Origin of the sequence: Acinetobacter sp. BIGb0102 (genome assembly GCF_003815055.1) — a bacterium.
In the GTDB taxonomy this organism is placed as follows: Bacteria; Pseudomonadota; Gammaproteobacteria; order Pseudomonadales; family Moraxellaceae; genus Acinetobacter; species Acinetobacter vivianii.
Map to the genome: position 1 here is coordinate 94,860 of NZ_RKQE01000014.1, position 22,083 is coordinate 116,942.

At 34.7% G+C, this 22,083-nt stretch carries 16 protein-coding genes and 2 pseudogenes; 10 read left to right on the plus strand and 8 right to left on the minus strand.

What is annotated here, in order from left to right:
- The 4 genes from EC846_RS13750 to EC846_RS13765 all read left to right on the plus strand — a co-directional run bounded on the left by EC846_RS13750 (position 1) and on the right by EC846_RS13765 (position 5,338).
- A complete protein-coding gene (locus EC846_RS13750) occupies positions 1-1,068 on the plus strand; it encodes a PoNe immunity protein domain-containing protein (RefSeq protein ID WP_123775507.1) in 1,068 nt (355 codons plus the stop codon).
- A 39-nt stretch (positions 1,069-1,107) separates the two neighbouring features.
- On the plus strand, positions 1,108-1,455 hold the full coding sequence (locus EC846_RS13755) for a hypothetical protein (protein WP_123775508.1): 348 nt from the start codon (positions 1,108-1,110) through the stop codon (positions 1,453-1,455).
- 34 nt (positions 1,456-1,489) lie between these two features.
- On the plus strand, positions 1,490-1,975 hold the full coding sequence (locus EC846_RS13760) for a GNAT family N-acetyltransferase (RefSeq protein ID WP_123775509.1): 486 nt from the start codon (positions 1,490-1,492) through the stop codon (positions 1,973-1,975).
- A gap of 111 nt (positions 1,976-2,086) precedes the next feature.
- Complete coding sequence (locus EC846_RS13765; RefSeq protein WP_123775510.1) at positions 2,087-5,338, plus strand: AAA domain-containing protein; 3,252 nt, start codon at positions 2,087-2,089, stop codon at positions 5,336-5,338.
- On the opposite strand, the pseudogene EC846_RS13770 reads toward EC846_RS13765, so the two are convergent.
- Positions 5,331-5,921, minus strand: a pseudogene (locus EC846_RS13770) (IS5 family transposase); the annotation flags it as partial. The gene EC846_RS13765 and the pseudogene EC846_RS13770 sit on opposite strands and share 8 nt — an antisense overlap.
- Positions 5,922-6,243: 322 nt before the next feature.
- Here EC846_RS13770 and EC846_RS13775 point away from each other — a divergent pair.
- Together EC846_RS13775 and EC846_RS13780 are read left to right on the plus strand one after the other, a co-directional pair.
- Entirely contained in the window at positions 6,244-7,287 is a 1,044-nt protein-coding gene (locus EC846_RS13775; protein WP_123775511.1) for a nucleoid-associated protein, read from the plus strand.
- A gap of 17 nt (positions 7,288-7,304) precedes the next feature.
- Positions 7,305-8,468 (plus strand): hypothetical protein, encoded by a 1,164-nt coding sequence (locus EC846_RS13780; protein ID WP_123775512.1) that lies wholly within the window; start codon positions 7,305-7,307, stop codon positions 8,466-8,468.
- 28 nt (positions 8,469-8,496) lie between these two features.
- Here EC846_RS13780 and EC846_RS18625 read toward each other — a convergent pair.
- Positions 8,497-8,608 (minus strand): annotated as a pseudogene (locus tag EC846_RS18625) (IS3 family transposase); the annotation flags it as partial.
- A 229-nt stretch (positions 8,609-8,837) separates the two neighbouring features.
- On the opposite strand from EC846_RS18625, the gene EC846_RS13785 reads away from it, so the two are divergent.
- The 3 genes from EC846_RS13785 to EC846_RS13795 all read left to right on the plus strand — a co-directional run bounded on the left by EC846_RS13785 (position 8,838) and on the right by EC846_RS13795 (position 10,894).
- Positions 8,838-9,818, plus strand: a complete 981-nt coding sequence (locus EC846_RS13785) for a hypothetical protein (RefSeq protein ID WP_123775513.1) — start codon at positions 8,838-8,840, stop codon at positions 9,816-9,818.
- A 96-nt stretch (positions 9,819-9,914) separates the two neighbouring features.
- The gene (locus EC846_RS13790) at positions 9,915-10,439 is read left to right on the plus strand and encodes a type II and III secretion system protein (RefSeq protein ID WP_228200686.1); all 525 of its coding nucleotides are present in this window, start codon (positions 9,915-9,917) and stop codon (positions 10,437-10,439) included.
- Positions 10,436-10,894, plus strand: a complete 459-nt coding sequence (locus tag EC846_RS13795) for a type II secretion system protein (RefSeq protein ID WP_123775514.1) — start codon at positions 10,436-10,438, stop codon at positions 10,892-10,894. Before EC846_RS13790 ends, EC846_RS13795 begins: the two co-directional genes overlap by 4 nt.
- Positions 10,895-10,994: 100 nt before the next feature.
- Here EC846_RS13795 and istB read toward each other — a convergent pair whose 3' ends face one another.
- The 3 genes from istB to EC846_RS13810 form a co-directional block, all read right to left on the minus strand.
- The gene (istB, locus tag EC846_RS13800) at positions 10,995-11,738 is read right to left on the minus strand and encodes an IS21-like element helper ATPase IstB (RefSeq protein ID WP_017392347.1); all 744 of its coding nucleotides are present in this window, start codon (positions 11,736-11,738) and stop codon (positions 10,995-10,997) included.
- A complete protein-coding gene (istA, locus tag EC846_RS13805; protein WP_123775515.1) occupies positions 11,738-13,303 on the minus strand; it encodes an IS21 family transposase in 1,566 nt (521 codons plus the stop codon). The genes istB and istA overlap by 1 nt, the downstream gene beginning before the upstream one ends.
- Positions 13,304-13,572: 269 nt before the next feature.
- Complete coding sequence (locus tag EC846_RS13810; protein ID WP_002047769.1) at positions 13,573-13,809, minus strand: hypothetical protein; 237 nt, start codon at positions 13,807-13,809, stop codon at positions 13,573-13,575.
- 316 nt (positions 13,810-14,125) lie between these two features.
- Between EC846_RS13810 and EC846_RS18340 the strand changes: the two genes are divergently transcribed.
- A complete protein-coding gene (locus EC846_RS18340) occupies positions 14,126-14,848 on the plus strand; it encodes a hypothetical protein (RefSeq protein ID WP_228200682.1) in 723 nt (240 codons plus the stop codon).
- Positions 14,849-14,876: 28 nt separating this feature from the next.
- Here EC846_RS18340 and EC846_RS13825 read toward each other — a convergent pair whose 3' ends face one another.
- From EC846_RS13825 to EC846_RS13835, 3 genes are read right to left on the minus strand one after another with little or no spacing between them, the layout of a single operon-like run.
- Positions 14,877-16,640, minus strand: coding sequence for a UvrD-helicase domain-containing protein (locus EC846_RS13825; RefSeq protein WP_123775516.1), 1,764 nt, complete (start codon positions 16,638-16,640; stop codon positions 14,877-14,879).
- A gap of 4 nt (positions 16,641-16,644) precedes the next feature.
- Positions 16,645-18,576, minus strand: a complete 1,932-nt coding sequence (locus EC846_RS13830; protein ID WP_002047748.1) for an ATP-dependent nuclease — start codon at positions 18,574-18,576, stop codon at positions 16,645-16,647.
- Between the two features lie 37 nt (positions 18,577-18,613).
- The gene (locus EC846_RS13835) at positions 18,614-22,054 is read right to left on the minus strand and encodes a DEAD/DEAH box helicase family protein (RefSeq protein WP_123775517.1); all 3,441 of its coding nucleotides are present in this window, start codon (positions 22,052-22,054) and stop codon (positions 18,614-18,616) included.
- Positions 22,055-22,083 lie beyond the last annotated feature (29 nt).

The window sequence follows — 22,083 nt, forward strand, 5'->3', positions numbered from 1 at the left end:
ATGTCAATAATAGTCAATGAGCAAGAAATAGATTGGCAAAAGTGGTTAAGTTTAGAAATACAGGATATAGATTTATACAGAGATAAATTATTATCAGAAAATATGTATCACATGAATTTTGATGAGTTCATAAACGGTTTATATGCTGTTACAGATGGTTTTAGCAATTATAAGAATGAAAAGAAGTTTGGGGGATATATCGCAGCAGGACATCAGCGTTTGCAGGATGCACTTAATTTAATGTCTCTACACTATTCAGCTGGTGGCGACATTGAATTTTTAAAAGAGTTATATCCATATTTATTGCATTGGGTCGAAGAGTATGCAGAAACAAGTCATTTATATAATTTAAGCCCTGATGCAGATGGTCGTTTTGTTTGGCATATTAGTTTAGGTACGGAAGACTACTGGAATATTGCATTACGTTTGATTTGTTTTGGGTTGTTGACTGGTTATGCTGATCAAATGGTTCGGATCATGCCACTTATTGACTATGTGGAAGCAACACCAGAAGGACAAGAAAAAGATGGTTTAATTGAACGTTTGGTGACCCCATTTGTAGCAGACCGAGGAACGCCTCCAGATGAGGCTAGACGACATTTACCTTATCGAAAATTAATCAAGGTATTTAAAGCTGCACCTGAACAACGTCCAGCTTTAATACTGCAATACCTAGAAAGCTGGTATGAAGCGAGTCGTCGAGAGCCTTATTATAATCAACATCCTCAAACTGATATTGATGAAGGATATTTATATTACGGTTATTGGTCATGGGAAGCGGCTGCTGTTACATGGTTGCTGGATATAGATGATACTGTATATCGCGAACACCAGTTCTATCCAAAAGATTTAGTTGATTTTGCACGATCACAATCGAAGCCAATTATAGAAGAAAAAGACCCTGAGCGTTTAAAAGTGAAAGGTGGAGAAGCATGTATTAAAACAGGCTATTGGCAAACACCAGCGCAACCTGATTCACGACAGTATTTTAATCAAGGTGAAATTGTCCCTGCATTTACTGAGTTAGATTGGGGTGAGGTGTACTGGTATTGGGATGGTGAAGAGTAGTCTGTAATAGTTGAGGGGGAGTCTTGGAAGGGAGGATGTATGAGAATTAAAGTTATAAGTTTAGTGATCTTTGCTGCAATGATGATAGGTTGTCAAAAACAGTCTGAGCAAGAAAAAGAAAGTGCAAATTTAGATGCTAAAGTACAGTTTGCTGAAGCTGATCAAAAGATATCTGAATATTTAGACTTATTGGATGATCACAATGCAGATAAAGAACAGCAAACTCAAGTCCTTTGTAAAGAGTACCCCATGCTATATGAAACGAAGTATATGCCAGCTTTGCTTCGAATTTCACCCAATGACTATAGTAAAGAAACACTTTTAAAAGATTTGAAATTAGCTATGGAATATTACGAGAGTAAATTACAGATTGATTGTAATAGGTAAGATAACTCGTATCTTTTATTCTGAGTATACATAAATGAATAAACTAATACTTCAAAAAGATGAACTTAATGAAATATATAGACTAGTAAAAAAATTTATGATGATGAGGCTAAGGTTGCCTGCTAGATTATTTGAAGTTTCTGATCCTAGAAATAAGTTCTCACATGATCTTATTATGGTTAGAGCTGTTGGAAGTTCTGGTGAAGATGATCTTTATTTAAGATTTGGATGTTATGCATATACACCGGAAAAGGATGTAAAGACAATTGTTGTAGCCAGAATTGGTTTTAAACGAATAAAAAATGGAGCTGGCACGGCGTTGCTCAAAGAGCTATGTCATTTTGGTGAGAAATATGATTATCAGTATTTAGCTATAGAATGTCCAAATTCTCAATGCAAAACTTTTATGAATAAGTTAGGGTTTAGTAATGAATTTATAGTACCTATTCAAAAATTGAAGCTCTTGATTCAAGATTATGAGAGTAAAAAGTTAATAAGTGTTAACCTTGATAAAATATGATCTTACTGGGCTTTAATACATTGTGTTTAAATAATGAATAAAAAGATATCGCTTTTTTAAATTTTTTTAATGCAAGGTAGTATCTAAATTTAATTTTTTTTGAGATTTTTTATGGATAATAAGAAGAGTAGTTGTAGTTTTACTGAGGTCAGTCGTATTCTTTCATTTTGGCGTGATTTAGAAATTTTCACTATACCTCCTGCTCCAACATCAAAAGACAATAATAAATCAACGAAGATAATAACCTTAAGGTTTGGTGAGAAACTACCTTGGGATAAGGCAGAGTATCAACCAACGTCAGAATATATGTATATCCATACAGTTTATATTGGGGTTGCAGATCAAGAAGACCTGACTCGACTGGTCTTACGAAAGATTGTAAGCGAAGAGTTGGGTGATAAAGAACGTGAACGTATAGCAGGGACTGGTTGGTTAGCCTCTTTTACTGTAAACGAAAATGGACGTTTCAATGAGGATAGTTATGCACCAGCCAGTTACGTGTATGGTACCCAAGCTTTAAGTCGAGGAGAACCACTTACTGATTTGAATGCAAGACTTACTCGAGCTAAGGAAGAGTTTGCTCAGCGTTGTCATCGTTTATTTCAATCGAAAGAGGATTATCGATGTTCTTGGAAGGACTTGGAAAGCGAAACTGAATTAGTTAGATCTATTTTTGATCACAATGACCAAGTTGGGTTAGATTGGCGAATTGTGGTTACCACCAAAAAACTACGCAGAAAAAAAACATTAGAGAATATTGAGCAAGAGGTTAATTACCTTAATTCATTTTATTTAGATGATCTTGATCAAATGCTGAAACAAAGTGTATCAGGCAAATCATTTGGACAAGCATTATCAACATATCTTGGACCATCCATTCTTGATCACAAACGAATAGATATTTTAGAAAATCATGAAGTGATGGGAAAGCTTGTTTGTGCTGCTCATTTACCTATCTCCCGTTGGCCTACATCACCCGATAAACCATTAGTATTAGCACAACAAGCAGTTGTTGCTCACATTGGAAACATACTGAGTCATCAAGACGGTATCATCGGTGTAAATGGACCACCAGGCACAGGGAAAACAACCTTACTCTGTGATGTTATTGCGTCCGTCATTACGGATAGAGCCAAGCGAATTTTAGCACTTTCTACACCAGAAGCTATATTTAAACAGCCAACTCAAATCATGGGACGAAGGTTCTCACCCATTGTAGAAGAGTTGGTGAGGGATAGTTCAATCGTTGTCAGTAGTAACAATAATAATGCGGTAAAAAATATTTCACAGGAGTTACCTGCACTCAGTAAATTAGATAAGGGGTACGCATCAAGCTCTTTATATTTCCCTGAGGTCATAAAGGGTGTGTTTGATAGTCAAAAAGTTCTAGATGAAAATCAAGCACCAATTCCTACATGGGGCTTAATTGCCGCAGCCTTGGGTAATAGCACTAACCGTAGATCCTTTGCTCGTGCATTTTTTAAAGAAGATCATGTTACTGAGAATGATGAAGAGGATGGTAAAGATTCATTTATATCGATGAAACAAATACTTGAAGCGGCTATTCCTCATGTTAATACTTATCGACGAGAGTGGAATAAAGTAAAAACTGAGCTACTTGAATTAATTGAACAATTGGAGCAAAAGCGTTCAATTTTGATGAAAGCAGAACATGCTTCGCAGATGATTGCAGAGTGTATGGAGAAGAATGAAACGCTATTGCAAACGATTATGATTAAAAATAAAAAATTAAATGAGCATCAAAATGTATTTCTTCAAATACAAAGTGAATTACAAGATCAGTCTATCTTAATACAATCTAAAAAACAGATATTAGAGCAAATCCAGATATCCCATGGACCACAATTGTGGGATCGCCTATGTGCGTTATTTGGCTATCGGACTCACCGTATAGAAATCTATAATCAACGGATTAATGAAGTGACCCTATCATTGCAAGAAACCACTGCACGATATGAAAATCTTGTTAATGATAAGATATCAAGAAATAAAATGATAAAGATTTGTGAACAAGAACTATTAGAACTAAATGATGAACTCACTGAGATAAAACAAGAGTATGAGAGATTGAGCCTTGATCTACAGGCGATACAAACTCTAGGTGTAAGAAATGTAATCGGTTCTGATTTCTGGAAATTATCATTTGAAGCCGTACATCGAGCTTCAGTAAATACCTCAGAAATTATAGATGATATTCGGGCTCGTATTTTTATTAAATCGATAGAACTACACAAACTAACGATTTTATCTAATGCCAAACGATTTTTAAGTAATTTAAGAATGGTTGGGCAAATGCTTTCAGGAAATGCTAAAGGGCTTTCCTATGAAGATCGCCCACAGATTTGGGACAGCTTATTTTTTGTGGTTCCTGTTGTTTCCACAACTTTGGCTTCATTTAGTCGGCTTTTTGCAGGTATGGGACAAGATAGTCTAGGCTGGTTACTTATTGATGAAGCAGGTCAAGCTACACCTCAATCCGCAGCAGGTGCAATTTGGAGAAGTAAAAGAGCTATCCTAATTGGTGATCCTTTGCAGGTTGAACCTGTATTTACACTACCAGATAGTGTGGTTGAGATCCTACGCAAACAAAATGATGTCGATTTATCTTGGTCCCCTATATTTGAGTCTGTACAAACCCTTGCTGACCGAATAACCCCATTTGGTTCATGGATTGATGGTGGTAGTGGCGATGATCAATCAAGAATTTGGACAGGTATGCCATTAAGAACGCATCGTCGTTGTGATGACCCTATGTTTTCCATTGCAAATAGTATTGCGTATGCAGGTCAAATGGTACAAGGACGTGTTGATAGTGCAGGAAATCCTAAAGCAATAGATATGGCCTATGACATTGGTGCTAGCACATGGATGAATGTAGATTCAATAGATTTTACTCATCCCGTTAATTCTGAAGAACTTGATGTGTTGATTGATTGTTTAAGACAGTTAGAGAAAAAACGCAAAGCCTCGGTTGATAATTCAAAAATTAAAATATATGTCATTTCACCTTTTAGAAAAGTGATTCAAGCATGTAAAAGCCGTATTAAAGAGGCAGGAATAAAAGGTGTTGAATGTGGCACTGTGCATACTTTTCAGGGTAAAGAGGCGGATATCGTTTTTTTAGTATTAGGTACAGCAAAAGATCGTACTGGGGAAGGAGCTAGAGCTTGGGCTTCCTCAAGTCCAAATTTATTAAATGTTGCTGTGACACGAGCAAAGAGTCGTTTGTATGTTATCGGTAATGTCCGTACTTGGTCTAAAATGAACTATTTCTCAACCTTGGTTGATGCGCTTCCAGTCAGAATAGTGAGTACAACAAACAGGTCGATTGAACTGGAATAACTGCATGCGCTTTTCGAGATGCAATCACTTGACGGCATTGCTTTGTGTCATAAGCACCGTTGGCATAGACTGAGTTAATTGGTTCTTCTTGTGGAATTTGATCAAGTAAATCACCAAGTACTTGTGAATCACTGACCTTATTCGTTGTTAGCTGTACAGCCCGTATTTGCAGATTTTGAGCATCTATACCTATGTGTAATTTACGCCATTGGCGACGATATCCAGGTTGATGCTTCTTATGCTTCCATTCTCCTTCACCTAAAAACTTTAAGCCTGTAGAATCAACAAGTAGATGCAGTCCATGGCTGCTTTTTTGATAGCTAATTGCGATATCAATATGCTTTTGTCTTCTACAAAGCGTTGAGTAATCTGGTACTGTCTAATCTAAACCGTAAATTTTAATGAGGCTTTGAACAAAGCCTGAAGTCATTCGTAAAGTTAAACGAAATAAGACTTTAATCATTAAACAACACTGAATAGCTGTATTTGAATAAGTTTGATTTCGTCCTTATTTACGTGTTGGTTGTGCATACCACTGTGTATTGGAATCAAACCAAATGGTGAGGTTTCCACGATTGATCAAAGCTCAGTTGTAAGAAGACCAATTCTTTGTATGATATATTTTGGATGCAGGCTAGTTCATCTAAGAATTATATTGCTGAATAAGCCCTGAGAGATAGGTTTGTGCAACAAAGCCGTTGCTAATCAACTTTAACAAACAACAAAATTATTATGGATAATGTATGAAGACTTGGGAGCATTGCTAAGTAGGGGGAGGGAGTTATAGTTTTCTTGAAGATTTACCAAATGGTTATACAGTATATGTAAAGTATTTTATGGTGATTTTTGATTGTTATTTGTTAGTAACTTAGTTACTATTAATTTTTTATAAAGATGGGGGGCATATGAAACTAACACATTTTATTATTCATGAAATTGAAAAAAACAATGAAAAACAAAATCCAACGGATTTAATGCCAAAATTAATTTTAGATTCTGATCAAGAGTTCCCATTGGATAGAGCAGCTTCAATTACATTCTCGACAAGGTTAAGAGCTAAATATACTAACTCTATTAGCGGTTATGGTTGTATAGATAAGTCAGAAAACTCTATTTTTCAGTTACAGTTACAAGATTATCGAGATGGTAAGATTGACTTTATTAAACTGTCTAGGCTACATGTTGAAAGGTTAATGACAGCATTGTCTGAAGGGCAACAATTAAAGTGGGCGACAGGTGGTTTAATAGTCTTTCTTGAATATAGGGAAGCAGATAATACTTATTTACTTGTCACAATGATTAAAGAAAAAACAGCAATAACTTTTGATCGCGATAATTTTAATCTTGAAGAGTTATTGTCAATTGATATGGAGAAAATTCATGAGGGTGCACGAATCGATATTAGAAAATGGGAAAATGATCAAGAGCCCTATGTATCTTTTATAAAAAAATCTAGCAAAGACGTATCAGATTATTTTAGAGATTCGATAAACTGTGATAATTATACAAGTTCAACAAAATATACAAAAGCAATATTTGAAGCGTTAAAGGATTATGGTGTTCAGCAAAAGTGGGATAAAGAAACTAAAAAGGCTAAAAAACAATTATTGCAGGATCATTTTGTAGATGCAATTAATAAGAGAACTGATAATGGCGAACCAATTGTCTATTTAAAAGAAATATCAGTTATTTTGAACCAGGAGGAACCTGAAAGTTTCTATACATATATACGTCAATCGGATATAGAAATAAGTGATGAATTTCAACCTGATCGCGCCACAGTTCGTCGTTGGAAACGTGTTACTGTCAAAAGTGGCACTATCAATGTTACCTTTGATGTGGCAGACTACGAAAGTGGTAATATAGTTCTCACCGATGAAGGTAATTTTGTGATTTCCAATGTTAGTGAGAAGGCTAAACAACAATACCTTGAGGGAATTAAACCTTAATTTATGGCATATAATAGATGGCGCAATCAGGAACAGCAGACGAAAGGTTAGATTTCGTCGTTAATTTATTAACGATGTTAGATAGCGTTTGTTTTGATGAGCAGTCTAATTGTATTCAGGGTTGTTTAGGAAAAAGATCCGGTTTAAGTTTTTTTGAAATCGAGAAAAAGCTTGAGTCATTTGATATTGATACTTCTGATAATGACTCGACTAAAAATATATTAGTAATCCCATTAACTTCTACAAATATTTATTTTGATATAAATCATTATCTAAAAAATAATTCTCGTCGATTAGATGTGAAGCCTAAAGATAGTTTTTATGTATATGATATATCTGAAAGGTATTTTCCTAAAGTAAGTGATGATAATCAAAGTATTAGCAATATTTTCATTATTGCTGAATTGTTTGAAAATTTAAAAATGATTTCCGATATACACGGAAGTTTAGGTAATAAATCTTTTGTTATTTTTGTGGGGAAAAAGAATTTAAAAATAAATTCTGAGTATGTTGCAGAAGACCTGAATTTTAATATTTTGTTGGTTAAAAGATTTATTAAAGAATATATTCAAAATGAATTTCATAACCAAGATAGGCATTTGTCTGTAATTAATGGTTTACATGAGGTTTTTAAAGAAGGAGAAATATCTTTATCAGTGGTTTTGAAAAACTTTGAAACTTTTTATAGAGTGGTTAAAAGTAACTTCCAGTTATATATGGATAAGTTTTCTTTTGATGATTTCAAAAATAAAGTTGAAGAGGATCGTCGGGAATATACAATTAAAATTAACAAAGTATTCTCAGATATGCAAAATCAACTACTTACCTTACCTATAGCTACACTCCTTGCAGCTGGGCAGATGGTTTATGTTGCATCGGCTGGGGATTTCATAAAAAATATTCTTATCGTTATTGGAATTATTGTTTTTTGTGTATTTGTTTTAATGCAAATTTCTAATCAGAATAATACACTGGAAGCATTAGATAATGAGATGAAACTTAGAAAAGCTGAGATGGGAAAAAAAGATGATTCAGATTATAAAGCTGAATATCTTGATGTTTATACTCAATTAGATAAAAGAATCGAGAAATTGAATGATAATTTAGTATTAGTTAAAAATATAACTCTTGTTGCTACTTCTTTAGTTTTTTTAGTATTTATTACACGTTTCTTTTTTTAAACGTCATGATCTGACCATAATCCGCCTATCTAATTACAGGTAATGAAAAGCTGACTTCTATGGCTAAATCCTTTCGCCAGTAATCATCAATCACATTCAGATAATCGAAAGTTGCTGCTATCGATCAGTTGGGCATGCATATTTGATTTGTCTCAATCAACAGTACAACTACAGATTAGTTGTTCTTCTGTCAGATTTGACAGTAAATGATTAAGCGTCAAGAGCCGATTATAACTAGTTAGTTCTTTATGCGTCATTTTATGACGTATTTTAGTTGACTATATTGACTTAACTTTATAGTTTTAATTGATTAGTAGAGTTTTTAGTAGAACGTATATGACAAGAGGCCTCTATAATTCGATACAGGAAATGCCTGAGTATAATGATGCTGAGAAAAGTTGGCACATTACAATAGACTCATCATACTTTCTTTGGTACGACTTGATTGTTGATCCGCCATTTGATGAAGCTAAAAATGAGCTTAAAGAAATGTTGAATAATTTCAAAGAGTATGTTGAATCAAGTAATGAAAAAAGATTTATCTATTTTGTCACTTCACGAAAGAAAGTTCGTTTCGATGTAAAGAAGCAACCGAAATTTTCCTTCTTCGATAGACGAAAGTTGACTATTTATTTTTTAATAGGAAATAAAGATAAAAGGAAAATTGAAATTTATTTCCCGAAAGAAATCCCATCTAACATAACTGTAGATGAAAAGTTTATTTATTTTCACAGTGAAGTTTCTGAATCGCTAGCTTATCCCATTCATTATTTTCTAAGAGAGTATGGGATCAATTTGGGGATTGCAAGTGAAGTACAGTATGTTGGTATAACTGAAAATCCTGTAGAACGAGCTTTAGGTTTGAAGCACAGAGGCTTGACAGAGATACTTTATAAAGTGCCTACATCAGAAAATGATATTTTTTTAACAGTTAATACATTTAAAGTTGGATCATTTACTAAAATTGAAGAGAGAAATATAGATATAATATCAACTAACTCAATGATTTATGATATCCCTTTAGACAAGGAGGGTTTAGTTATTGAAAAAGCACTAATTTATTATTTCAATTCCAAATTTCAAGAAGTTGATAAGAAGGCTTGGGGGGAGTTTCGAAATCTTCTGACAATGATGAAAAAAAAGAAAAATATTAGTTCAGTATCCTTTCATTTAGAAATTAACGACCCAAATGAATATGACATAATGGGCTCTAGAGATGTAGAAGCAAATATATCCCATTCATTTCTATGGAAATTAGGAGAGGTAGAACCTGAATTAAAGAAATTTAATTCAGAAATAGATCTTTTGGAGTATACGAAAGTCCTTAGCAGAGATTTGGGTTCTGTTTAAATAAATGATATCGAGTGACTTCTCTCCAAAAGGAGAAAAGTCATACTTTAAATCTTTGATAGAACTCAGTATCTACCATATGAGCTAGTACATCAAATTGGTACTCGAAATGTGAGTACAACTTTACGCCTCCATAATGGTGAAACCCAAGTATTAGCGGGTTTGATTAAGAATGATCAAACGGATTCGGCTTCGCATCTTCCTGGGCTTGGGAAGTTACCAATCGTGGGTAAATTGTTTTCAGATGAGACAAATCGTAAAAGCCATTCGGAAATTGTCTTGTTGATCACGCCCCGTATTATCAGAAATATGATTCCTCCGACATTGGATAATAATGTATTTAGTTCTGGCACCAATGATTCTGTTAGTACCAAGCCTTTAAGACTCACACCATCAGCAGATTATAGTTTAACACGGTCACAAATCGTAAATAGTGGAAATCATGCCACTGTAACGCCCTTACCTGTAAATACAGTTTCTTTAAGTAGCAATCAAACGCAATCGGATAATTCTTTGAATAATCCAAGAAATATGCCTTTAAATACTCCATCGACAGATTCACTTGATTCATCGCAATTGGCTGCACCTATACAACAGCCAACGCCGCAGAGCACCCCATGACTTCTCGATCTGTGGCAGGATTTACGCTTATTGAGCTCATTGTAACGGTGAGTTTAATGGCTATTTTGGCCTCTGTTATTGTGCCAATTACCCAACTGAGTATGCAGCGAGTGAAAGAGCAAGAGCTTAAAAGTGCATTAAAAGAAATCCGCACCGCAATTGATGCTTATAAACAAGCAGGTGACAATGGTCATATCTACCGTAGTGCTGATACAACAGGCTATCCAAATACATTAAATGAGCTTGTTGATGGAGTTGTTGATATTAAAGATCCCAAAAAAAGAAAAATTTACTTTTTAAGAAGGATTCCTACTGACCCATTTTATGAAGATCCATCATCAGCAGTAGATAAAACATGGGGGATTCGCTCATATCGTAATGAACCAGATCATTTTAAATATGATGGAGATGTTTATGATGTTTATTCACTGAGTGCAAAATATCTATTGACCTGACCACTCATGCTCTTTTGATCTGACCAGCTAAAATCTTTTTAATCTGACCATTTTTCTACGGACATAAAATAAAGGAGACATATTTCAGTCTCCCTAAAAATTAATTTGTATTTTTACCTTGTCTTTTCCTCATAGATTCCCCCTGTAACTCTATAAGATGAGCTTTATGCACGATTCGATCTAAAACAGCATCCCCCAATGTGGGATCTTCAAATCGACTATGCCATACAGACGTAGGGTACTGACTTGTTAAAAGTAATGATCCGTTTACGGCCTGTAGGTCAATGATATCCAGAAATATGGATGCTAAATGCGAATCTATGCTTCCCAAGCCAAAGTCATCAATAATTAATAGATTAGTATTAATCAACTTACGCCTTAACTGCGGTAGCGTTCGATCTGCTACAGCAAGAGCTAGTGCCTCAAACAGAGTATTAGTATTGAAATACAAAACGCTATAATGATGGCGACAAGCATGTGTTGCAAAGGCACAACCTAACCAACTTTTTCCTGTACCAGTTGCACCAAGAATAATTAAATTTTGACGATGCTGAATCCATTTATTGTCAAATAATGTTGAAACTTGGCGTCTCTGAATACCTCTTTCTGAGTGATAGTCAATATTATCTATTGATGCTCGCGGATACCTCAGACTTGCATTTTTTAATAGTCGACTAATTTTTCTATTAGCACGATCTGAAATTTCAGCATCGGCGATATGAGTGAGTTGTTGCTCAAACGTTAATTCTAAAAATTTTGGGTCAACCAAATGTAAATCCAAAACTTTGACCATAGCTGATAATCTGAGTTGAACCAATTTATTTCTTAAATCAGGTGACAACATCATTTATCTCCTAATTTATTGATATTAAAATAATTGGCACCTCGGATATTATGATGTAAAGTGAGTTTTGTAGTAGGTGTCTCCCTAGGATTACCATATACTTTTTTTTGGATAATTGATTTTATTCTGTCAAAGGTTAAAGCATTAATTTTTATAGCATATTGCAAAGCAGACTCTAAATCTTCACTTGTGTATCCTGATTGATTAGACCATTGCTTTAATCGTTGTACTGTACGGATGCCGTTCGCAAAATCACGTCTCTCAGAAATTTTCTTTTGAACAAATTCAGTCGTATATGGGCCTGTTTTTTCTGCCCATTCAATTAAATAAGGTAAAGTTAATTCTTTATAGGCTCGTTGTGTCTCAGTCATATGCTCTGATGAAATCGTATGGCCACCAGTTTGATCATTTAATAAATGTTGAGCAATAAATTGACGCTGATGTGTAATTTCAATCATCTGTTGTGTCACTTTAAGGTCAACTAGGCAATGTACATATTGATGAGGTACTGAATAAAAATGCTTATTCCATTCAATCAAACCAAATTCATTAACACGTACATCATACTTACGTTCACATATCTCAAATGGCAGTTCTGGTAATGGTGATAGTGCAACTTTGTCCGTTTGTAAAAATAGCTGTGTCCTCCCCATAGGAAAGGTCTTAGTTTGTTTTTCATTGATTTTTTGGTTATGTATATAGAGCTCTTTATTCAATTCAGTCAATGAATAAAAACGCTGATTTCTTAGTCTAGCGAGAATCTGAGTTTGAATGATTTGAACACCTTTCTCAGCTAATGCTTTATCTTGTGGCTCTCGTGAGCGAGCAGGATAAACAATGAAATTATAATGTTCAGCGAACTCATTAAAATCCTTTTGGATATTAATTTCAGAACGAGTATGTTTTATGACAGCGGCCTTTAAGTTGTCTGGCATAATATATTGTGGAACACCTCCTAATTGCTTAAATGCTTCAATATGACATTCAATCCAGGATTTAATCTTTTGATCTGGAACTGCATGTATAACGTTATAAGAAGAGTTACACATCACACCAACGAAAATTTGGGCTTTAAATTTTTCCATATTCGTTTTGGCATCATAAATTGGAATGGTTTGTCCACAAAAGTCCACAAATAAAAATTCACCAGCATTATAAAATTGCTTCATGCTCTTTTTTTGAACTTTACACCATTGATTGAATAATTTAACAAACCATGAGTATGAATAACCATTAAAGCCGAATTCTTCTCTGTATTCTTGCCAAAGAAGTTCTAAAGTCATATTTTTACGTGATAATTCCTGTTTAACATATTCCCAATCAGGCATATGCTTTCTAGGCTCATATAACCGTTTTTTCGTAGTTTTTGGAAGTCGTTGATAGAATTCTTGTACAGGTAAAGAAGAAATACTTTCCCATGTTTCACCGCTTTTCATAAACTTTGTTCTTAAAAGTTTTACCGTGTTATGTGAAACATGAACAATTCTAGCAATCTCACGATTACTTAACTTATTTGTAGATAGTAATCGGATAATTTCACGTTGTTTTTCATATGGTATACGCATAAAAATTCCTAACCTTTACATCATAGTAAAAGCTTCTAATTGAATGAGATAGTTGAATATTTATGGTAAGGCGTTATGGCATAAGACAAAGCGAATTGACATTACTTCAAAAAATGCACAAAATAAAAAGGTCTGCTCAAGACATCGTTTTATTGCAATAGTTTATGCTTTGCAGAGCATAAACTATTGTGCCTTACCTAGAAATCATAAAAGTCAGATAAATCAAATCACTAGTACTTCTCCTTGAAATGTCTCATGTAAGTAATCCTCTATTTTTTAGGTAAATTCTCTAACCATTGAGCGACATCTCGACAATAGGCAAAATATCCACGACGATGGGGTATAGAAAAAACATCTATTGGTAATTGTTCTCTTTTCATTGCTTGCCGAAAAGCATCAGTACTTGGATAGCCTAGCAGTTTCGTTAATTCCGTCCCTCCTACAATTTTTCCAAATTTTTGCTCGAGTTCATCTGCAAAATTCTGATGTTGTTTGGTCGTGTCCATATTTGTTCGGTGGTGTTGGATTTTTTATATTATGAAAAAAATAATGATGCTTGAGAACCCGAATTTTTTTCTTAAATTTTAAGTACAAAATAGCCATAATTTTCATGTTAAGCTGCTGATTTATATGAATAGTATTTTTTAGGAAAGTTGCGTATGACTAAAAAACGAAAACTCATGAAATTTTTATTGTGATTTAATAGATTTCTTCTGTCACGATTTACGCCAAAAAATTATGGATCAAAAAAGTTATATACAACGGCAAAAGAACTTTCGAAAGAAAGTTAGAGGAATCAGAACAATGATTTGGTTCCGCCTCATGAAATATTATTCAGGTGGCTTGTCGGCACCGCAATTAGAACTCTTTTTTGAACCTGAAAAATTTCAGCATTTAGAGCCAGTAGATCAAAAACCAAGATTGTGGGAACGCTATGAGCGCGGTGAGGCTTCTCCAAGACCAGAACGTGTAGAAATGGTGGCATTGAAGTATCCAGAAACTGCTATCTGGTTTCATCATCCAATTTGGAATATTTTCAATTTTGATTCACGTTCTGCTATTGAAACCGATAGAATCATACTTAGCTTAGCCCCTGAAGTTAGCCGTCATTTTCTTCATTTAGCTGAAAGATCATCTTTTGAGCTTAGGTTTGTAAAACGAATTTTTTATAAAAATAGTGAAATCTTTGAAATACTAACAAAGTTATCCAAAAAATATCCTTTAGATACTCTAACAGTATTTATTTTGTTTTTGAATGAAGCTGTTGATATGAGCTATTCGGGATATTTTTTAAATCTTAAAATTTGTTCATTGACGGTATTAGGTCAAGTTTTTAGTTTACCTCAATTACAGCTTCTGCCACCTACTGTAAAAGAGTTTTTTGAAGCATATGTACATGCTATACCTTGTAAACATGTTGTTTTTGTAGATGAAGTTGAATTTATAGAAAAATCTTTATGTCATTTGAGCAAAAGAGATGATCACTTTTCATATACTTATGCTTATGAAATTTTTTTAAACTTAACTGAAAACGACCATCAATAATGCGTACAAAATATTAAATATAAATGAGTTACTTTATATCCAATATTTCAAACCCCAAACTTTCTAAATCCTTCTGCTCAGAAGATTTTAGCTTTTTGACACACCAGACTAAAATATACTTTGGTCTTGATGATGCAACATAAGCAAATCTTGATGCTTCAGATGTTTTATCTCCAATCCAATGAGACCAATGTGTACCAGTTCCATTCCGTGTAGGATTTGAAATCAGCATGGTAGCTTCATGTGTTTCACCTTTAACACCATGAATAGTTGATTTTCTGAATTTGATATCTAATGAATCATTTTTACGGTGATAGTTAGAAATGCAGTGTGTTGCTTTACCATTTGGAGACCTAATTTTAAAGTCAGAATTTTTTAATGCTTCATAAATCTCTGGGAGTACAAATTCTTGCTTAAACAAATTAATAACAACAGCATTTACTTTTTTGCACCAATTTGTCCATGTACAACTATCTAATTGCAAATCATGATTTAATAAATACTGGATAGAGTTGTGGAGGAACAATCTCCAATCTAATTCTGATGCAATAATTTGAGGACAATTATAATCACTTGATTTTGTTTCTAGCTTTACCTTATCTTTAATATATTTTGAGAAATCAATAAGTGACTGATTGATTGAAGTATAACTTGTCTCATCAAAATTCAAGATTGAGCTTAGTAAGAACTCAACTGGTTTCGCTGGTGTGCTATCCACAATAGATAACTGGTTTAAAGTTTGATGACCTCTAGCTACTAAAACTCGATTGCTATACTGTTTGGTCAGTTCATTAAATTGAGAAATAACTTCACAAGGTGAATCTTTATACTGAAGTACAAAACATGATTGTTCGGGTGATGTGAAATCAGCTTCGATTGAACCTGATTTCATAATATTTGTAGCAATATTTACAATTTTTTGACAGCTTCGAAAGTTTTTAGTTAATTGAATTTCTCGAAAGCCATTGTCAGTTATAAAGTTAATAATGTCATTAGGATCAACATCCCTAAACTCATATATAGATTGATTTAAATCTCCAACAAAATGTAATTTTGTTCCATTCAACATCATGGCTTTTAAGATATTTAGTTGTTCAAAGGATAGATCTTGGCATTCATCAACAATGATAAGTTGAAATCTTTTTGCTAATTTTTTTGTATAATCCTGTGTTGCAGTACGAGTGGTAAGAGCTGATTCCGCAAGGTATTCGATATCCTTATGAGTTAGAAAACCTGCATCACGGCATTTTTTCTTCGCACGATAAATATCATCTTTTTGCCATTGCTCTAAAACCATAGCATTAAGAGCTCTGTTTGTATCTTTATTTGGCGTATGAAATTTAAAACGTCCTGTTTTGTTATCTATTTCTACATGATGTCCTGAAATTTTTTGATAACGATGTGGATACTTTGTTAAAAAAAATAACTGCGAATCATAGTTCACTACTTTAAATGAATAATCTCCATTATGTCCTTCATATTTGGAAATATCTTTCGAAAGAGGATTCACAATATTCTTGAGGATAAAGCTATCAAATGTTCCTATAAAATGGGGATATGTTGTTTGTCCATGTATTTTTTCTTTAATTCGATGCTCAATTTCTTTTGCAGCACTTTTAGTAAAAGATAGAATCGCAATCCCACTAGGAAAATTTGCCCAACTCTCAATTTCATTTGCTACTCGTTGAGCAATGGTTTCAGTTTTTCCACTGCCAGGACACGCATTTAAAAAAACATTCTCTGTAATTTTTGCACGTTCAATATAATCGAGTTGTTCATCTGTATATTTCATCTAACTATTCCTCAATAGAGGATTTGTCTAATGAACAAGCCCAAAGAATCGCATCTTCGAGATATTGAGGTACTTGAAGTTTAATTTCCTCTGATGAAATCTTATCTGCTAAAACTTGTGCGAAATATCCTTTCCCAATATTTTTATCATCAACTCTTTTTAATATTTCAAAGGCATGATTTGCTTTTTGTTCAGAAGTAATTTCCGAGTAATCATCATCTATTATTACTTGTAAGCCATTTTTCACATCGCCTGTTTTTGATGGCCATAATTCAATAAGAACTTTAGCCATTTCTTTTGCATTATTACTTTCCATTGCAAGGTCATATTCTAACGTCTTAAATTTTGCAACAAATAGCCGTGCAAAGTCAGAAGTATTAATGCTATCTACCAATTTCAGAGCATGATTTTTTCCTTCTAATATATTGTCTTCATGGGGTTTATAATCTATTTTTATTTTTTTCTCTGGTTTATCTTTCGACTCAGTGTCTGTAGATGTATCCTCTTCATAGTAAAATTGATCAGGGTCTAAATCTGTAATGCCTGCGCAACGGATTGGAACATTTAAACCCACTTGATCTTCTTGCACATCTGGCACACCTGTAATATTACAATAAAGGCGCATAAAATGATTAAAATATATACCATTAAGATTGATTACTGAAACCCCATAGTCTTCTATATTATTAATCTCTTTACCTTTTAATACTGTCTTAGCTAGCTCTGGAATGATCATTTGTTCAGCTATACCTTCAACTAGGATCACTCCGCTCGCAAAAAGTAGGTTGGATTTTGTGATATCCAACCAGCGATTAAGGAAATTCAAGTTATTATCAGCTAAACCACATTCAGCTAAAGGTGTTGCAGTAGGATTATCATTCTTAGTTAAATGTATAATCTTATCTAAATGCACACTTGAGGCTAAAACTGTCGAGTGAGTAGTAACAATAACTTGTACTTTATGTTCATTTGCTACTTTCTCTAGATGATCTAATAACCGAACCTGTAACTGTGGATGTAAATGCGCTTCAGGCTCTTCAATCAGTAAAAGTCTGTATAATGATTCTTCTTTAGTTAACGTTAGTTCTGCAAGAATAGAAGCAATATACAATAAGTTGTTATATCCAAGACTATTCTGACATAAGTCTCTGAATTGATCTGCTTCAGCAGTTGTAATTTTAGGAAAGAAAATTAATCTTAAATTTTCAACAATTTTAGAAAATTCATTTTCAACAAATTGTATATGTGTTGATTGACTAAAATTCTGTCCAACTGCCTTTAACAAATGTTCTGTGATTAATCGATTTGCTTCTTTTATACTTGAACCTTCTTCTTCAATAAGAGATTTATTAAAGTCTTTAAATTTCTCTTCTAGTGGATGTTTCTTTTTAGCTTTTTTACATGTTTTAAGTTGCTCAGCTTCAATAAACTTTAATAGTTTCGATAAGCGAGATTGTCTTCCATTTACTAGCTTTGATTCCGCATCACGTAATGGAGGTAGATAAATACAATGGATTTTGTCAAATAGTTCAACATCAAATTGTGATGCTTTAGAATTTCCACCCCAGAAACTTTTTTTAAAACGCCCACGTAACTCTTTATTTAAGACTTCTAAGTTTAAAATTACATTATTTGCAGCATCACTCCATTGTAGAAATGCTATTGGTTCAGCATTTTCTAAATTATCAAATTCAACTTTTATTTTGAAAGAGTCAGCTGCTATAGAAGCTTCTTTAAATGGTTTATTAAAATCATCAGAAGAAACATTATAAGAGCCAGATTCAGTATCAATAAATAGTTGTCGAAACGAGTTGATAATAGCTGTTTTACCAGCTCCATTTTCCCCAACAATTACATTTAAACCTTTCCTAAAGTTGATCTCAAAAAGTTCTGAAAAACAACGATATCCCGTAATTGATAACTTCTTAATATACACAGTTATACCTGATTAATTATTGATGAAAATTTAAAAATTAAGCCACCGCTTCATTAAACGCTTCAACAACCCCAAATATGTTGTCAGCATCTGCATCACCAAACACACCATCAATGCCTTCATAATGGATTTGATTAAACGGTGGTTCATAAAGTTGTGCTGCCTCTAGCACGCCATTTTGAGTCAAATGATCAATCATCATTTCAACAAAACGGATTTGCTTTTCGTTATAGCTTGAACCTTGTAAATACTTTGAAAAGGCTTCTTGTACTGCTTGACGATCTAAGCCCACCAAAGATCGAATGAACAGTGGTAACGACTTTTCTGTCCCAAAACACTCTTCAAACTTATCTCGGCTTTCAACTTCTTGCGCTTCAAAAACAAATCGTTCAAGTTCACTTAGGTCGGTCGGAGTCAATGCTAAACCACGTTTGAGTTTGGCAATGGTTATGTGGTTTTCGTTGGCTTTAATAAAGCTTTCGACACGCTTACGATATTGGGCAAGGTTTACACCACTTGAAACGACTGGAATATCGACTGCTTGCATCTCTCCAATTTCATCATCAAGCATTGAATAAACAATCGTCGAGGTCGATTTCTCAATCAATTTGACCAAGTTGCGGATACGTTTACGCATTGACTCAAGCATTGGTAAGGTAATACTTTTCCAATACTCTACGGTTTGGATGTCTTGGATTAGTGCAATCTGTTCTGCAACAATAGGAATGTTTTCTTTAGTTTCCAATTTAGAAGCGATTTCAATCACTTTATTGGCATAGCTTTGAATAGCGGTATTGTTCTTTTCTAATACTGCCAGTTCAAGGTTATAACACAACATATCAAACAGTTTGGCTTCTAAGGTTTCAGGCTCAAGCTGATTAGGTAATTTAGAGATATGTTCTCGTAACGTACCAATTGCAAGATCATCCAAGTTATCCCAAGCATCATCATTTTTGAAATGTTCGACATACTCAAGTTCAGATTTTACAATGAAGTTATCTTTGTTCATCGACTTAACTTCATTCTGTAGGCTTTGACGTATATCTTGCTGTACTGCTTTTAAATCGTCAGTGTCATAGTCCTTAGCATTCAGCAGACTAATGATATTTAAACGAGCCTTGAATAGGCGTTGCCCTAATGGTTCTGTGGTCGCAACAGGCGCACCATCAGGGTTTTCATTGAAGTATTCAAAGTTCGAGCAATAATCGAAGATATAAAACTCTTTTTTATCATCTTCTGGACTAAACAGTTCTTTGCAGAGGCGTGTACCACGCCCGATCATTTGCATGAATTTGACTTTAGAGCGAACCGCTTTAAAGAACACCAAATTGACCACTTCAGGTACATCAATGCCTGTATCGAGCATATCGACAGAAATAGCGATTTGTGGCTCAGGCAAGTCCTTCTTGCTAAAGTCATCAATTAGGCTTTGCGGATATTTTGTCGCGTGGGTAATGACACGGGCAAACTTACCATCATATTGCGGATAGTTTTCATTGAAGCGGTCAGCAATGAACTGTGCATGTTTTTGGTTGACCGCAAAGATAATGGTTTTACCTAGACGATCACCACCTTCGGTTTTAATGCCATTTTCCATTAAGTGCTTGAGCATCAAATCAATGGTGTCTGTATTAAACAGTTCTTTATTGATCTTAGACGCTGAGACTTCTTCAGGTGCTTCTTCATCGCCCCAATTTAGGCTATCCCAATGTTGTTTTTCTTCTTCAGAGAGTTCGTCATATTTCACGCCTTCACGCATGAATTTCAGTGGAACGGAATAGGCTTTAGGTGGCACAAGATAGCCATCAACAATGGCTTGATCAAGATCATAGTAATCAGTTGGAACACCGCTTTCTAAACCAAAGAGTGCATAAGTGTCACGGTCGACTTCATCACGCGGTGTAGCCGTTAACCCCACCAGTAGGCTATCAAAATATTTAAAAATCTCACCAAACTTTTGGTATACGCTGCGGTGTGCTTCATCAATAATAATCAGGTCAAACATACCTGTACCGAATTGGCATGTACCATCGGCATTTTTTTCGTCAATCAAGCCGATCATGGTTTGATAGGTAGAGAAATACACACGACCAACCTGATTTTTATCTTCAAGCAAGTTGACGAATGAAGCATCTTTTAAGTTGGCTTTGAAAGCATTGTGCGCCTGATTGACCAATGATGTGCGATCTGCAAGAAATAACGCCTTTTGCACTACATTGGCTTTCATCAGCACATCAACCAATGCAATAGCGGTACGGGTTTTACCTGTACCTGTTGCCATAATCAGTAAGCCCGCACGTTCTTTACGTTGGTAGGCTGCAAGCATGGCTTTAATGGCACGAGTTTGGTAATAACGCTCGACAATTTCTGCATTAATCGGGAAGCTACTCAAATCTGGATTGTTTTTACGTCTTTCGATCAGGCGTTTGAGTTCTGCCTGCGTATAGAAGCCATGTACCAAACGTGGCGGGCCACCTTGGACATCATTCCAGATTCGAGTTTTGTAGCCGTTGGTATAGAAAATAACAGGTCGTTGTCCTGTTTGTTGTTCTAAACAGTCTGCATAGAGTTTAGCTTGTTGCTGCCCAATATCTGGGTCGGTCGATGTGCGTTTAGCTTCAACCACTGCCAAAGGCAAACCATTTGCATCATATAGCACATAATCCACTGCACCTTTACCCGATGCACTTGGCATTCCTGTCACAGCAACTTCTTCGCGTACTGATGTGCCAATTTCCCAACCTGCTTCTTCGAGCATGAGGTCAATTTTAAGCTTACGTGTTTCATCTTCTTTATAGTCGGTGTGATCTTCGATTTTGCTGTTGGCGAGTTTGGCTTGTTCTACTTCGGCACGTTTTTGGGCAAGTTCAGCATCAATCTTGGCAAGTAGTTTTTCACGCTCTTCTAAACTTGCGGACAGTTCAAATAGTTTTTGTTCACGTTCACGTAGGGCTTTATGTTGTTCTGCAAATTCTTTTTCTTTGGCTTCAGTTTCTTTTTGCAGTTGTTCTTTATTGGCGGTGATTTGCTGAGTATTGTCTGTATTTGGAATCAGTTTTGGGTTAAATAAAATTGACTGAGAACGATCTTTTGATGGTGAACCATAATTACGCTCAAACCAAACATACATCAGGAATAAATGGCTGATGTGTTTGACGGTTTCTTCAGTGGTGAGTTGTTTGAACTTTTTCCCATGCACGGCACTGTTGCCGACCATGCGGATGTTGTCCATTTTGTCCCAAATATAAGGTGGAATCAGGTCTTTAAATTTGAGGTCATTGAGTAAGTTATGCAATGAAGCATCATAAGGTTGAGTCAGTTTCTTGTCATATTGATAGAGCCATAGCACGAGGTTTTCTAATGATGATCTTGCAGCAGCAAGGGCAAATTGTGGGGAAATATACACGAGCTTTTCAGCTTCTTTAGCAGTGGCTGCCAAGCTTTTAAATTCAGGTTCTAAAAACTGAAAGTTGCTCATGTATATTCCCTCATATTTTAAATTAAATA